12 protein-coding genes are annotated in these 13,862 nt (G+C 59.1%); 5 read left to right on the top strand and 7 right to left on the bottom strand.

All coding sequences use genetic code 11. The features are described from left to right. Positions 1-64 precede the first annotated feature (64 nt). Positions 65-2,329, bottom strand: coding sequence for a formate C-acetyltransferase (gene pflB / locus O9H32_RS01785; RefSeq protein WP_269864009.1), 2,265 nt, complete (start codon positions 2,327-2,329; stop codon positions 65-67). A 259-nt stretch (positions 2,330-2,588) separates the two neighbouring features. On the opposite strand from pflB, the gene O9H32_RS01790 reads away from it, so the two are divergent. The 3 genes from O9H32_RS01790 to O9H32_RS01800 all read left to right on the top strand — a co-directional run bounded on the left by O9H32_RS01790 (position 2,589) and on the right by O9H32_RS01800 (position 4,658). Next, on the top strand, positions 2,589-3,590 hold the full coding sequence (locus O9H32_RS01790; protein WP_269864010.1) for a DUF3231 family protein: 1,002 nt from the start codon (positions 2,589-2,591) through the stop codon (positions 3,588-3,590). A gap of 57 nt (positions 3,591-3,647) precedes the next feature. Beyond that, positions 3,648-4,046, top strand: a complete 399-nt coding sequence (locus O9H32_RS01795; protein WP_269864011.1) for a hypothetical protein — start codon at positions 3,648-3,650, stop codon at positions 4,044-4,046. Positions 4,047-4,130: 84 nt separating this feature from the next. Further along, entirely contained in the window at positions 4,131-4,658 is a 528-nt protein-coding gene (locus tag O9H32_RS01800; RefSeq protein WP_269864012.1) for a Crp/Fnr family transcriptional regulator, read from the top strand. A gap of 20 nt (positions 4,659-4,678) precedes the next feature. Here O9H32_RS01800 and hmpA read toward each other — a convergent pair whose 3' ends face one another. The 6 genes from hmpA to O9H32_RS01830 form a co-directional block, all read right to left on the bottom strand. Then, positions 4,679-5,920: an NO-inducible flavohemoprotein gene (hmpA, locus tag O9H32_RS01805; protein WP_269864013.1), complete on the bottom strand. Its 1,242-nt coding sequence runs from the start codon at positions 5,918-5,920 to the stop codon at positions 4,679-4,681. A 221-nt stretch (positions 5,921-6,141) separates the two neighbouring features. Next, entirely contained in the window at positions 6,142-7,437 is a 1,296-nt protein-coding gene (locus O9H32_RS01810; RefSeq protein ID WP_269864014.1) for a HupE/UreJ family protein, read from the bottom strand. Next, positions 7,434-8,774: a DUF3500 domain-containing protein gene (locus tag O9H32_RS01815; RefSeq protein ID WP_269864015.1), complete on the bottom strand. Its 1,341-nt coding sequence runs from the start codon at positions 8,772-8,774 to the stop codon at positions 7,434-7,436. The genes O9H32_RS01810 and O9H32_RS01815 overlap by 4 nt, the downstream gene beginning before the upstream one ends. A 305-nt stretch (positions 8,775-9,079) precedes the next feature. Beyond that, on the bottom strand, positions 9,080-9,904 hold the full coding sequence (locus O9H32_RS01820; protein ID WP_269864016.1) for a carbohydrate ABC transporter permease: 825 nt from the start codon (positions 9,902-9,904) through the stop codon (positions 9,080-9,082). Beyond that, positions 9,901-10,785: a carbohydrate ABC transporter permease gene (locus O9H32_RS01825; RefSeq protein ID WP_269864017.1), complete on the bottom strand. Its 885-nt coding sequence runs from the start codon at positions 10,783-10,785 to the stop codon at positions 9,901-9,903. Before O9H32_RS01825 ends, O9H32_RS01820 begins: the two co-directional genes overlap by 4 nt. Positions 10,786-10,795: 10 nt before the next feature. Then, positions 10,796-12,082: an ABC transporter substrate-binding protein gene (locus O9H32_RS01830; RefSeq protein WP_269864018.1), complete on the bottom strand. Its 1,287-nt coding sequence runs from the start codon at positions 12,080-12,082 to the stop codon at positions 10,796-10,798. 221 nt (positions 12,083-12,303) lie between these two features. Here O9H32_RS01830 and O9H32_RS01835 point away from each other — a divergent pair, with 221 nt between their 5' ends. Both O9H32_RS01835 and O9H32_RS01840 read left to right on the top strand, forming a co-directional pair. Continuing rightward, positions 12,304-13,329 carry an NAD(P)-dependent alcohol dehydrogenase gene (locus O9H32_RS01835; protein WP_319946915.1) on the top strand — a complete coding sequence of 342 codons (1,026 nt, stop codon included), beginning with the start codon at positions 12,304-12,306 and terminating at the stop codon, positions 13,327-13,329. A 101-nt stretch (positions 13,330-13,430) separates the two neighbouring features. Next, positions 13,431-13,844: a nuclear transport factor 2 family protein gene (locus O9H32_RS01840; RefSeq protein WP_269864019.1), complete on the top strand. Its 414-nt coding sequence runs from the start codon at positions 13,431-13,433 to the stop codon at positions 13,842-13,844. The last annotated feature ends 18 nt before the right edge of the window (positions 13,845-13,862 follow it).

Raw genomic sequence — 13,862 nt, forward strand, 5'->3', positions numbered from 1 at the left:
TTTTTTCATTAAATAATGGATAGAGTATGGCAAATGTTCGACTGACCCCAGGGAATGCTGCAGCTTATACCCTGCCGTGGAAGGTCCGGTTGATCACATCGAGCTGCTGCTCACGCGTCAGCTTGATGAAGTTCACCGCATAGCCGGAGACGCGGATCGTCAGCTGCGGATAATTCTCCGGATGCTCCATGGCATCGATCAGCTGCTCCCGGTCGAAGACGTTCACGTTGAGGTGATGACCGCGCGTAGCGGCATAGCCGTCGAGCAGGGATACCATGTTGTTCACCCGCGCCTCCTCTTCCTTGCCCAAAGCTCTCGGGATGATCGAGAAGGTATTCGAGATGCCGTCCAGGCAGCTGTCATACGGGATCTTCGCTACGGAAGCCAGGGAAGCCAGGGCTCCTTTGCGGTCGCGGCCGTGCATCGGGTTCGCTCCCGGCGCGAAGGGCTCGCCAGACTTGCGGCCGTCCGGCGTCGTGCCGGTCTTCTTGCCGTACACCACGTTCGACGTGATCGTCAGCACGGACATCGTCGGCATCGCGCCCCGGTACGTCCGGTGACGGCGCAGCTTGTTCATGAACGTCTCGGCCAGCTCGACGGCGATGGCATCCACGCGCTCGTCATTGTTGCCGTACTGCGGATACTCTCCGTCGATCACGAAGTCGACGGCGATGCCCTTCTCATTGCGGACCGGCTTCACCTTCGCATGCTTGATGGCGCTCAGGCTGTCGGCCACCACGGAGAGTCCGGCGATCCCGCAGGCCATCGTCCGCAGAATCTCACGGTCATGCAGCGCCATCTCCAAGCGCTCGTAGCTGTATTTGTCATGCATATAATGGATGACGTTCAGCGTGTTCATGTAGAGCTCGGCGAGCCAATCCATCGTCGTATCGAAGCGGGCGCGCACTTCTTCATAATCCAGCACCTCGGAAGCGAGGGGCGGGGCGGCAGGAGCCACCTGGATGCCGAGCTTCTCATCCACGCCTCCATTGATGGCGTAGAGCAGCGCCTTCGCCAGGTTCGCCCGGGCGCCGAAGAACTGCATCTGCTTGCCGATCCGCATGGCGGATACGCAGCAGGCGATGCCGTAATCGTCCCCGAAGTGCGGACGCATCAGGTCGTCGTTCTCGTACTGGATGGAGCTCGTCTCGATCGACACCTTCGCGCAGTAAGCCTTGAAGCCTTCGGGCAGCTCCGTCGACCACAGCACCGTCAGATTCGGCTCCGGCGCAGGGCCGAGATTGTACAAGGTATGCAGGATGCGGAAGGAGCTGCGGGTCACCCGCGTCTGCCCGTTCTCGCCCATACCGCCCACGGACTCGGTCACCCAGGTCGGGTCGCCGCTGAAGAGCTCGTTATAATCCGGTGTGCGCAGGAACTTCACGAGGCGCAGCTTCATGACGAAGTGGTCCATGAGCTCCTGGGCCGCTTCTTCCGTCAGCTCCCCGCTGCGCAGGTCCCGCTCGATATAGATGTCGAGGAACGAGGACACCCGGCCAAGGCTCATCGCCGCCCCGTTCTGTTCCTTGATTGCCGCCAGATAAGCGAAGTACAGCCACTGGACTGCTTCCTTCGCCGTAGCCGCCGGGCCCGAGATATCATAGCCGTAAGAGGCCGCCATCTCCTTCAGCTGCCGTAGGGATAGGATCTGCTCCGAGATCTCTTCCCGGTCGCGGATCCGCTCCTCGGTCATGGCCCCCGTCTCGAGCCCCAGCAGCTCCTTCTTCTTGTCTTCGATCAGCCGATCGGCGCCGTACAACGCCACCCGCCGGTAATCGCCGATGATGCGGCCCCGGCCGTAAGCGTCCGGGAGACCCGTGATGATGCCTGCCTTGCGGGCCGTCTTCATCGCCGTCGTATAAGCGTCGAACACGCCTTGGTTGTGCGTCTTGCGGATATCCGTGAACAGGCGCACCATCTCCTCAGGCAGCTTGTAACCGTACGCTTCACATGCGTCCTGCACCATACGGATGCCGCCGAACGGCTGTACCGAACGCTTCAGCGGCGCGTCGGTCTGGAGGCCGACGACCTGCTCCCGCTCCCTGTCGATATAGCCCGGCGCGTGGGAGGTGATCGTGGACACGGTGTTGACATCCACATCGAGCACTCCGCCGTTCGCCCGCTCCTGCACCATCAGTTCACGTACCTTCGCCCACAGTCCGTTAGTCGCTTCCGTCGGACCGGCAAGAAAGCTATGATCCCCATGGTACGGTGTCAGGTTGCGGTCGATGAAGTCTTTGACATCGATTCCCTGCTGCCAGGCGCCCGTCCGGAATTCTCTCCAGGCCGCCGCGCTTTCTTGCCCCACTTCCGCTTCTTTCATAGCCATCTTGAAGCACCTCCTTGAATTTGTGTGCTGCTTGATCTTCTCGTCATGGGTTCATCCTATCATGGCTTACGGGGAGCAATATGTGAAGTAGATCACAAGGGATGTGCCTGACATGTGACCGGTCCCCGGGAACCGGACTCTACCCTTGATCGGATCCATTTCCTACCGGCGGCCGGCGCTCATTTCTGGGTCTCGTATGGATACAACTCGTCTTCTTATGGAACACTTTGACTATCAAGGGCTGGGAAGGAGTACAACCGTGCACAAACATTATATAGGGCTGACTTCCGGAGAAGTCGCCCCCTTATGGACAGGCTATCTTGGGGACAGCATGGCGAACCGGGTGCTTCATTATTTTTTGCGGAAGGTAGAAGATGAAGAGATCCGGCCCATGATCGAATATGCCCTCTCGCTGACCAACGAGCATATGGCGTTCAAGGACAAACTCTTTCGTAATGAAGGCATCCCTATTCCAGTCGCCTTCACGGATGAGGATGTCCGTCCGGACGCTCCCAGACTCTACTCCGACGTGTTCACGCTGCTGTATATAAGGCAGATGGGGATCGCGGGGATGACGGCTTACGGCCTCGCTCTGGCAAGCAGCGCCCGTCTGGACGTTCGCGATTTCTTCAGTCACAATCTGAAGACGGCGATGGAGCTCTATAACAAGTCCGCCACGCTGCTGGAGTCAAAAGGAGTGCTGCCCCGTCCTCCCGGCATTCCCTATCCCGATACGGCTGAGTTCGTACAGAAGGAGGGCTGGTTGAACGGGCTGCTCGGCGACCGGCGGCCGCTGAATATCATTGAGATGACCCATCTCTTCATGAATATCATGACGAACCACATTGGCCAGGCGTTGATGCAGGGGTTCGCCCAATGCACCGAGTCGAAGGCAGTGACGGCCTATCTCGTTCGCGGGCGGGATATCGCGACGAAGCATGTGGAAGTGTTCAGCTCGCTGCTGAGAGACGATCATCTGCCGGCGCCCGAGACGTGGCAGGCCGAGGTTACCGATTCGACCCAAGCGCCCTTCTCCGACAAGCTGATGCTGTATCACGCCGTCTCCTTGGCCGGCATGGGCATCGGCAACTATGGAGCGGCGGTCGCTGGCAGTATGCGGAGAGATCTGGCATCCGTCTATGTCAGGCTGATGGCCGAGGTCGGTACGTATGCCGATGACGGGGCTGAGCTTATGATTCGGAACGAGTGGCTGGAGAAGATACCGGGCGCAGTCGAACGGGATGTTCTTATCAAACGGTAAGCGGTGAGCCTTGTGGGAAAAGGACAAAGCCTTGAAAAATTATTATGGAGCATTGCCTTGCCAGGCTTTGGCCAGCTCCTCAATGGGAAGTACTTCAAAGGCATCATTCTGATTGTCCTGGAAGTTATCATTAATGTGCAGGCTCATCTGAACCGGGTGATTCAGCTCAGCTTCCAGGGGGATATCGCCGGGGCGGTCGCCGAGACCAACTACCAGTGGCTGCTCTTCTATCCATGCGTCTATATGTTCGGGATCTGGGACGCCTACCGGGACAGCAGGAAAGACCCAGGACCGCTGCTCCACCTGCCTTTTGTCTGCGCGGCCTTCTTCTCCACTGTCGGATTGATCTACTCCCCGTTTCTCTTGGGACCGGTCTGGCTGCCGATACTGTTCTGCTTCCTGGGAGTGGCGGTGGGCCTGGTTCTGCGCAAGTGGCTCCCGTCGGCCCCCGAATGAATTCAGCCTCTCCGAACTGTTATAATGGACGGTAAAAAGCGGAAGCCGATAAACGGCTTCCGCAGAGGCAAAGGGGAGCTGCGCATGATTCTGCACAAGGGAGAAACCTTATTCCGGCAGGGAGAACAAGGACCGCTCTTTCATCTGAAGAGCGGCCTCTTGAAGATCGTCCGTGTCCACGAGGACGGGCATGCCCTGCTCGTGAACATCATCGTCCCGGGGGAGATCATCCCCCACCATTCGCTGATCTCGCCGAATCCTTACTACGGCACGGCCATCGCGCTGGTTACCTGCGATATAGAAGTGCTGCCTGCCGCGGATTGGTATCGGGGCCTGGAGGCCGACCCGGCGAGATACCGGGAGACCGCCAAGCTGCTGCAGGACAAGCTGCGGATGATGATGCAGCGGATCGACCAGCTGACGGAGACGGCACCCGCCGCGAAGCTGCAGAAGCTGCAGCGCTGGTTCGAGGCATACCTCGGTGCCGGCGCGCAGCTGACCGATGTGCTCACGCAGGACGAGATCGGCCAATTCATCGGCCTCCGCCGCGAGACGGTCAACCGGCTGCTGCGGGCCCAGGCGTCGGAACCCCTCCGCGGGCAGAACGGGTAGCCCCATCATCCAAGCGCGGCTTACGGATGGGCCGGCTTCGGCTCCGCCTTCAAGCTGCCTGCCGGGCCGAAGAACTCGTAGTGAATCCGGGAAGCGGGTACGCCCCAGGCTTCGAGCATTCCGTGGACGGCTCTCATGAAGGGCACCGGTCCGCAGAAATAGAAGTCCGCCTCCGGATGCGGTACGATACTCCGCAGCCAAGCCAAGTCGATATAGCCTTCCTGGTGGAACCGGTTCTCTGCCCGGTCCCGCTCCGTCGGCTGCTCATAGCACCAGTGAAGGGATACTTGCGCATGCCTGCCCGCCAGATCCTCCGCTTGCCCCCGCAGAGCATGAACATCACCGTTCTGCGCCGCATGAATGAACGCCACCCGCCGGCGGGGCTGCTGCTCCGCCAGCGTGTTCAGCATACTGACCATCGGCGTGAGGCCGACGCCGCCGCTGATCAGCACGACCGGCTCTTCCGTATGCCGGTTCAATACAAAATCTCCGGCCGGGGCCGACAGCCACAGCACACTGCCTTCCTCGGCCTGCTCGTGCAGGTAGACGGACACCTTGCCGGCCGGGCGCTCTCCTGCCGCCTCCTCCCGCTTGACAGTGATCCGGTAATAGGGCCGTCCGGGTGCATCCGAGAGGCTGTACTGCCGGATATGGGTATTCGCCTCGCCGGGGATCTCCATCCGCACGCTGATATACTGGCCCGGCTCGAATGGCGCGAGCGCCCCGCCGTCTTCCGGCACCAGGTAGAAGGAGGTGATGACCTCGCTCTCCCGCACCTTCCGCTCTATACGGAACGCCCGGAAGCCGGCCCAGCCTCCCTCCGCAGCCTCCGACTCCGCATACATGCCGGCTTCGAGACCGATGAAGACGTCTGCGATCACACCATAGGCTTCCTTCCAAGCCTGCAGAATCTCCTCCGAAGCCGCATCGCCAAGCACCTCTGCAATCGCCGCCAGCAGGTTCTCTCCGACGATCGGATAATGCTCCGGCCGAATACCGAGTGAACGGTGCTTGTGGGCGATGCCCTTGACGACCGGCAGGATCGTCTCCAGCTTGTCGATGTTCTGCGCTGCGGCATATACCGCGTTCGCCAAGGCCGTCTGCTGGCGGCCCTGCTTTTGATTCGCATGGTTAAAGATGTTGAGCAGCTCGGGATGCCGGTCGAACATCCGCTCGTAGAAGCGCCGGGTAATGGCCGTTCCGTGTACCTCCAGTACCGGAACAGTAGACTTGATCGTTCGTATCGTTTGCTCGCTTAACATAAGTCTTCGCCTCGCTTAGCGTGGATTTGCAATCTGGATTATATCCCCAGTATACCGGGGAGGAGCGGCATCCCCTGTGATTTCAATCACAGCGTTTGCGGGGGTTTTGTGACGGGGCTCACAACCTCTTATGCGGCAGCCCTGCGGGCTGCGCTAGGCGCGCAAGCACCCAAAGGAGCACGGGATTCAAGAATCCCGTGCTCTCCCTACTCGAACAGCCGTTAGCCGGATACGCCCCGCTTCAGCAGCTCCGCTCTCTTAAGCCAAGAATACAGCACCGAGCCCAGCGCCGTGCAAGCGAGCAGACCGACCAGCCAGTACGCCTGCCCTCCTGCGGCGTCAGCCAGCGAAGCCACGCCGTTCGGCTCTCCAAGCGTCCGCTCTGCCAGCCAACCCGTAGCGGCAACCGCAGCGAATAAGGCTCCGGCGATGCGCACCGGGTGGTAAGCCCGGGTGATGCAGAGCACGATGAGCCATGGCACGGTGATGGCGATGACGAACAGCTGCATGAGTTCGATGCCCAGGTTGAAACCGAACAGGCTGAGCGCCATCCGCCACGGACTGATCCCAAGCTCTGTGATCAGCGACGCGAAGGCCATGCCATGCACCAGCCCGAAGCCGCCGGCCACGAGTACCTCACGGCCGGGGAACAGCGGCCGCAAGGCGTGCACGGCCGAGACGAGAATCGATACCGCGATCAGGATCTCCACCGTCCGGCTCGGCAGCGGCATCCAGCCGAGCGCCCCGGCGATGAGGGTAAGAGAGTGCCCGGCTGTGAAGGCGGTCGCTACCTTGAACAGCCCGGCGGCGCTGTGGCGGATACCCGCGAACCCGTCCCACCGCCCGCTGCGGACGGCAAGCGGCGCGGGGAGCAGCAGCACCAGCAGGAAGAGCAGGTGGTCGAAGCCTTCGGCAATGTGCCCGATGCCCAAGGCGACCACGCTGCGGAATCCGGTCCAGAGGCTGCCGCCGGTCCGGTCGACAGCCAGCGATTGGACGCTGCCCTGGATGGTGCCGAGGAGTTCCGGATGGTCGGACAATACGCCTCCGTTCCAGTCGCTGCGTACCGATACCATAATGGAATGCGTCAAGAGCTCGCGTATAATCACATCGTAACCCAGCGTGAACTTCTCCACGGATGCGCCGGCGGGCGGCTGCATCCATACCTTGACGATAAGCTCGCTCTGCAGCTCCTGCGTCTGCACGCTGAGGCTCCGCACTTCTACGCTCCAAGCCTCGCCTTCCGGCGTCTGCGGGTGGATATGGCTCTCGACATAAGCGGACAGCTCGGTGCCATAAGCTTCCGGCACATCCTCCGGATGTTCGGTAAGCCCCTGCCCGAAGGCAACCTCCAAGCGGTCCAGCGGAAGCTGCAGCTCGGCTTCCACCCCGTCCTCCTGGAAATCGAGATAAACGATCGAGCTCGGCATGGCATGGGCGGAGGCCGGCAGCGCCGGCATCCCCGTCAGCAGCACGAAGCCCAGACCCAAGACCAGCAGCATTCTCCAGGTTCTCATGACGAGAAGCTCCCGCCGTAATCCGCCAGCTTGTCACGCCAGATCGTATGGAAGTGAATCTGGTCCTTGTACGCGACGCCCGTCTGGCATACGAACTCGATCCAGACTCTCGGGCCGCTGATGCGGATATACGAGCCGTGATCCTTGGAGCTCGTCGAACCGGACCAGCCGATATACGTCTGGCTGAGCGCCTCGTCAGACAAGTAGGCCGCGAGCAGCTCCTCCGCCATCTCTTCATTCGTATCTTTCACCCACGCTTCGATGGATGCCTTCACGAACGACTGCTGCACAGCGTCCAGCGCGGGATACAGGATGCCTTCGTCCTTGGCCGGGAAATTGCCATCCTGTCCCGGGCCGACGAGCACATCGTCGAACTTGCCCGAGATCGCCGCCGTCTTCTGCTGCTCGGCACTGAGGGAGCCCAGCATATTGTACATGGCGTCACGCCGGGCCGCTAGAGGCTCATACGTCACGCCGTCCATCGTGAAGGTCTGCGGTTCCACGCCCACGAACATCGGGGTGGCGCTGTCCGTCGTTCCGTTGAACGAGAGATTGGCCGCATAATGGTGCCCGCTGATCTGCAGCACCCAAGGCTCTGTCGCCGAAGGGGTTCCGAGGAACACGATATAGTACAGATCCGCATCCCACATCGTATTGCCCGTATCCGTCGTCATGTACTCGTCCGCGAGGATGAGCGAGCGCAGCGTGCTATAGCCGGTTCCGCTGAGCGCCTCGGCGGCGAGGTCTTTCACGGCCTGCAGGCTCTCTTCGCTGAGCGTGCCGAACATGAGACCGTTGCGCTTCACATTGCCGGCCGGAAGATTGGACCAGACGGCGGCATTCTCGGCCGTGAGGTCATACTTCACCGCCTTCAGCTGTTCCTCCGTCAGCGTCTGCAGGAAGGTATCCGCGAGGCAGGCTACCTTCTCGTCCGTCTCCGCAGCGCTGCCGCAGGCCGTATTCTCCGTCACCGTATCCGTCTTGACGGCAGCGGCCACGTCCGTGATCCGGCCCGTCGTCGTATCCACCGACTCGCCACCCGGCCCGCCCGGTCTGCCGCCAGGACCGCCTTGCCCGTCCGGAGGAGGTCCGCCTCCCGGGCCTGCGTTCGCCGGTGCGGACGTCGTCCCGCCGGCTGTGCTTGCTGCAGCGGTCATGTCCGCCGCCGTACTACCGCTCCCCGCCGTCCCGCCGGCTGTGCTTGCTGCAGCGGTCGTGTCCGCCGCCGTACTGCCGCTCCCCGCCGTCGTGCTGATCGCTCCACTCGCACAGGCGCTCATCACCAGGCTCAGCGCCACTGCCATCAAGACCGTTTTCGTTTCTTTTTTCCGTTTCATATGTATACCTCCGTTATTGGTTAGTCTATCGGCCGTCAAGCCCAGATCTTCTTCACTCAAGAGCCCGGCTTGACTGCTTCCTTCGATCTGTCACCGATTATGCCGGAGGGGACTGAGCCCTTCATGAGAGCCGGCTGAATGTTAGCTGAGAATGGACCTGGACCGTTTGCCTCCCCGGCGAACGCCAAAAAGACCCTGCCGCAGTTTCCTGCAGGCAGAGCCTCACTTCGGAGAACACCTCTATCGAACACGAATCGCTTTATCCTTCAAGCTTCAGGCATACCCCGCCTCTGATCCGGCTCACGCTACCCCTTGATCGCGCCGCCTACAATGCCTTTGACAATATGCTTCTGCATCATGAGGAAGAAGACGAAGATCGGCACGAGCACGATCACGGTCAAGGTCATGAACAGCGGCCAGTTCACGGAGAACTCTCCCTTGGCCTTGTACACCTGCAGCACCAGCGTCGCCTTGTCCTGCGAGTTCAGGAAGAGCATCGGCGCCAGGAAGTCGTTCCAGATCCACATGGTCTGGTAGATAATGCTTGTCATCGTGATCGGCTGCAGCAGGGGCAGGATGATCCGCCAGAAGACGCCCCACACCGAGCAGCCGTCGATAATCGCCGCCTCCGAGAGCTCCTTCGGCAGCGTCCGCATGTACCCCGAGACGAGGAAGAATACGAACACCGCCCCGCCCATGTAGAGGATGATAAGCCCCCACAGCTTGTTGATCAGTCCAAAATCAGTCATAAGCTCGAACAGCGGAATCAGCGTCGTCTGGAACGGAATCAAGAATCCGGCGAGCAGATACACGACGACGATCTTGTTCATCCGGTTCGGGTTATAGACGACGGGATAAGCGGCCATAGCCCCGATCAGCACCATGAGGAGCACGGAGACCACGGTAATGAAGAGCGAATTGCCGAAGCTGCGGAGCAGCGGCGTCTCTTCGAACACCTTGATATAGTTCGAGAAATCCCAGTTCTTCGGCAGGCTCAGCGGATTGACGGCCGTCTCCGTCGGCGTCTTCACCGTGTTGATGAGGATCAGGTAGAACGGGAAGAACGTGAGCAGCCCGAAGGGCAGCATCAGCACGTCGAGCAGCCAACGGCGCTTTGGTGTACCGCTCATTGGATTCCCTCCTCCCTCTTCTGCATCCAGCTCACCTGTACGAATGCCAGTACGAGTACGATCAGGAAGAACACGATCGACATCGCCGAGGCGAGCCCGTACTGCACTTCCGTGATGCCGCGCAGCACGATCACCTGCGTGATGGTGTGCGTCTCGAAGCCCGGCCCGCCCTTGGTCAGCGCGAGCGGAATCTCGAACACCTTGAGCCCGCCGGTCAGCAGCAGCATGACGCTTACCGTCATGGCCGGCGCCAGCAGCGGCAGCGTGATACTGCGGATTTGCTGCCAGCGGCTCGCCCCGTCGATGGCTGCGGCTTCATAGTAATCCTTCGGGATCGCCTGCAGGAACGCCAGGTAGAGCACCGCATGCCAGCCGGCTCCCGCCCAGGCCGACACGACGATCGTCGACACCTTGGCCAGCACGGGATCCGACAGCCACGGCTGCGGCCCCAGGCCGAACAAGGTCTTCAGCGCCTTATTCAGCACGCCCGAGGAGATCGGGGCCAGGATGAAGCCCCAGATATAGGCTAGCAGCAGTCCGCTCGGAATCGACGGGAAGAAGAAGATCGCCCGGTGCAGGTTGCGGGTGGCGAAGTTCTGGTCGAGAACCAGCGCCAGCGGGATCGCCACGACCGTGATGAGCACGGTGCTGGCAATGGCGAAGAGGAGCGTATACGAGATCCCGGAGACGATCGCGTCATCCTGGAAGATCTTCATGTAGTTCGCGAGCCCGACGAAGTTGTATTCCTTGACATACCCGTCGAAGTCGGTGAAGCTGAGCAGCAGCGACTTCAGGAGCGGGTAGATCGTGAAGACCGTATAGAAGAACAGGATCGGCAGCAGGAAGATTTGGAACTGCACATTACGGAGAAATTTGCTCATGAGGCCCGCCTCACTTCTTTTCCATCTCTTTGAGTTTGCTGTCGAGCGACTTGGTCACCTGCTCCGGCGTCATCTTACCGACAACCATGTCCTGCATGGCAATGGTGAACTGGTTGCGCAGCGCCTCCTGGTGTCTCGGCCACGCGACCATCGGCAGGTAGAACTTGCCCTTGAGCAGGCCATCCTTGTACGCGCCTTCCATCACCGGATGCACCTTGCTCTCGTAGCCTTTGGCGGTGATGAAGCCCCGGGTCCCCTTCTCGAAGAGCTGCAGTCCCTCCGGGGTCGACAGATACTCCACGAAGGCCATAGCCTCCTCCTTATTCTTCGTCTTGCTGTTGACCGCGAAGCCTACGCCCGGCGCCCCGGCATAATAGTTGTCCCCCGGATTCACGCCCGGAATCGGCATCATGTCGAACTTCAGGTTCGGGTTCGCCTGCTCGATCGTCGGTATGCTCCACGGCCCGCCCTGGAACATCGCGACGCTTCCGATCGCGAACTCATTGACGATCTGGTCGGCGGTCAGCCCGATCATGTCCGGGGTGATGATCTTGTTGTCGATCAGCCCCTTCTTCCATACGTTGAACGGCTCGAGCCAGCCGTCCTGGAATGTTTTGGTGCCCTCGAATATCTTCTTGTCAAAATCCGCGTCCTTCGCCAGCGTCATATTCGCATACAGTCCGTCATGGATCATCGTCACGTCCTGCAGGTTGTCGTACAGAGGCACGATGCCGGCACTCTTCAGCTTGAGGCAGACCGCGATGAACTCGTCCCATGTGGCGGGCGGCTTCTCGATCCCGGCTTTCTGGAAGAGCTCCTTGTTATAGAAGATCCCTCCCGCCCAGCCAGTCTGTGTGAATGCATAGGTGCGGCCGTTCTTGCTCAGCATCGGCTTGTTGCTGTCGAGCATCTTCTCCATGAAGGGTTGGTCGGTCAGGTCGACCGCGTAACCGCCGTCGATGATCTCGTTGCGGTTCTCTGCCGCGATGATGAAGATATCCGTCGCCGAGCCCGACAGCAGCATCGTCTGCAGCTTGGCGATATAGTCTTTGACCGGGGGCGCGTGCTGGAAGTCGAACGTGATGTTTGGGTACTTCTTCTTGAACCCCTCAATGACCGGCGCCATCTCCTGCTCGTTGTTCCACGAGAGGAGGCTTAGTTTGACCTTCTTCGCGCCCGGGCTTCCCGCATCCGCCGTACCGCCGGCTTCCCCTCCCCCGCCGCCGCCGGAGCAGGCCGAGAGCATGGCCGAGAGCGCGAGCAGCGCCGTCCCTTGCTTCCACATCGTACTTCTCATACAGGTAATACCCCCATCGTCCATTTTGTTGTAAGCACTTTCATGTAAGATTATAGAGGACGATCGGCCAAACCTGAATTTCAATTCTTGCATGCAGCCATGTCAATTCTTGCACAGATTATTATGTATTTTCCATCCATTAAGCAATGGGGTGTGGAAAAATGTTATAATTATTCAAATATTCGCTATATAGAGCGCGTCCTATCGAATGGAGAGTGGCCATGATGGAAGAGAGGAAGGCTGCTGGCTTCCCCAGCGAACGGGGCACGAACAAGATGATGGCGATGGTCTATGATACCTACGGAATGCCAGAAGTCCTCCGAATCGAAGAGGTGGAGATCCCTGCGCCGAGGGACCATGAAGTGTTGATTGAGGTACATGCGGCATCGGTTAATTCCTGGGATTGGGATCTCCTTCGCGGGAAGCCGTTCATAACCCGCCTTGGCGGGCTTCGTCAACCCCGCCATAGAATTCTTGGCGCGGACATCGCGGGGCGGGTCATCGCGGTAGGATTGACTGTCCAACGATTTCGACCAGGGGATGAGGTGTTCGGTGACCTGTCCGGTTGTGGCTGGGGCGGATTCGCGGAGTATGTATGTGCCGGCGAGGAGGCCTTGACTCCAAAGCCGGCCGGGCTGAGCTTCGCACAGGCGGCGGCAATCCCTCAAGCGGCCGTTCTAGCCTTGCAGGGCATGCGTATGAAAGGAGATCTCCAAAAAGGGCAGCGCGTTCTTATTAATGGAGCTGGCGGCGGAGTTGGGACGTTTGCAATCCAATATGCCAAATTGCACGGAGCGGAAGTGACCGGTGTAGATAGCGCCGGGAAACTGGATATGCTGCGCGCTATAGGGGCGGATTTTGTATTGGATTATACGCAAGAGGACTTCACCAGAAGGGGACATACCTACGATTTGATCCTCGATGTCGTCGGGAACCGCCCCGTTTTTGCGGTGAAGCGCGCACTAGCGCCAGAAGGTACGTATGTCATGGTCGGCGGCCCCACTCCCCGGATTCTCATGACGTTGTTGGCGGCACCGTTGTCTGCCCGGTTAGAAAGGAAGAAATTGGCGGTGCTCGTCCATAAACCAAGCCACGGGGATCAACTGGTCTGGAAGGAGCTTGTCGAGTCAGGCCAAGTTCTCCCTGTTATTGATCGTCAGTATCCGTTAAGCGACGCGGCTCAGGCGCTTCGTCATATGGGAGAAGGCCATACTAAAGGGAAGCTTGTCATCCTTATTAAGAATTAAGCAAGTTGTCTTTGCATTGAAGTAACAGGCAGAATGATGGTAAAATGTTACTATTGGATTGTATAAAGCATACGCCTATTCCGGGAGGAGATTAGTAGAACATGCAAAGTGCCCAACAGGTGCTAACAAGTTATTTTCAAGCACTAGGAAGCAAACAGATTGATAAAGTAATCGAATTGGTTCATGATGAAGCGAATTTTGTTATCCTTAAAAAAGAAACCTCTGATAAAATCCCTTTATATGGTACATACCATGGCAAAGAAGGTGTTAGAACATATTTAAAATTATTAGAAGAATCAGAACAAATAGAGCGGTTTGTCCTGCACAAACTCATCGGTAATCAGGAAGCGGCGTGTGCATGGGGGAATTTCCGCATCAAGGTCCACATAACGGGGAAAGTGTTCGAGAGTGATTGGGCCATCATTTGCGAAGTCGAACAAGAGAAGATAAAGTTTTTTCAAATCTTCGAAGATACGGCCGCGCTAGAAGAAGCCTTTGATGTAAGCAATCGTTGATATCATAAGGGACCACAC

Source organism: Paenibacillus caseinilyticus (assembly GCF_027533645.1).
In the GTDB taxonomy this organism is placed as follows: Bacteria; Bacillota; Bacilli; order Paenibacillales; family NBRC-103111; genus Paenibacillus_G; species Paenibacillus_G caseinilyticus.

Excerpts from the sequence above, each read along its gene's own strand:
- O9H32_RS01800 (WP_269864012.1), top strand. The coding sequence starts at position 4,131 with ATGATTCTGCACAAGGGAGAAACCTTATTCCGGCAGGGAGAACAAGGA.
- O9H32_RS01830 (WP_269864018.1), bottom strand. The coding sequence starts at position 12,082 with ATGAGAAGTACGATGTGGAAGCAAGGGACGGCGCTGCTCGCGCTCTCG.
- O9H32_RS01825 (WP_269864017.1), bottom strand. The coding sequence starts at position 10,785 with ATGAGCAAATTTCTCCGTAATGTGCAGTTCCAAATCTTCCTGCTGCCG.
- hmpA (WP_269864013.1), bottom strand. The coding sequence starts at position 5,920 with ATGTTAAGCGAGCAAACGATACGAACGATCAAGTCTACTGTTCCGGTA.
- O9H32_RS01840 (WP_269864019.1), top strand. The coding sequence starts at position 13,431 with ATGCAAAGTGCCCAACAGGTGCTAACAAGTTATTTTCAAGCACTAGGA.
- O9H32_RS01835 (WP_319946915.1), top strand. The coding sequence starts at position 12,304 with ATGATGGAAGAGAGGAAGGCTGCTGGCTTCCCCAGCGAACGGGGCACG.
- O9H32_RS01815 (WP_269864015.1), bottom strand. The coding sequence starts at position 8,774 with ATGAAACGGAAAAAAGAAACGAAAACGGTCTTGATGGCAGTGGCGCTG.
- O9H32_RS01820 (WP_269864016.1), bottom strand. The coding sequence starts at position 9,904 with ATGAGCGGTACACCAAAGCGCCGTTGGCTGCTCGACGTGCTGATGCTG.
- O9H32_RS01810 (WP_269864014.1), bottom strand. The coding sequence starts at position 7,437 with ATGAGAACCTGGAGAATGCTGCTGGTCTTGGGTCTGGGCTTCGTGCTG.
- pflB (WP_269864009.1), bottom strand. The coding sequence starts at position 2,329 with ATGGCTATGAAAGAAGCGGAAGTGGGGCAAGAAAGCGCGGCGGCCTGG.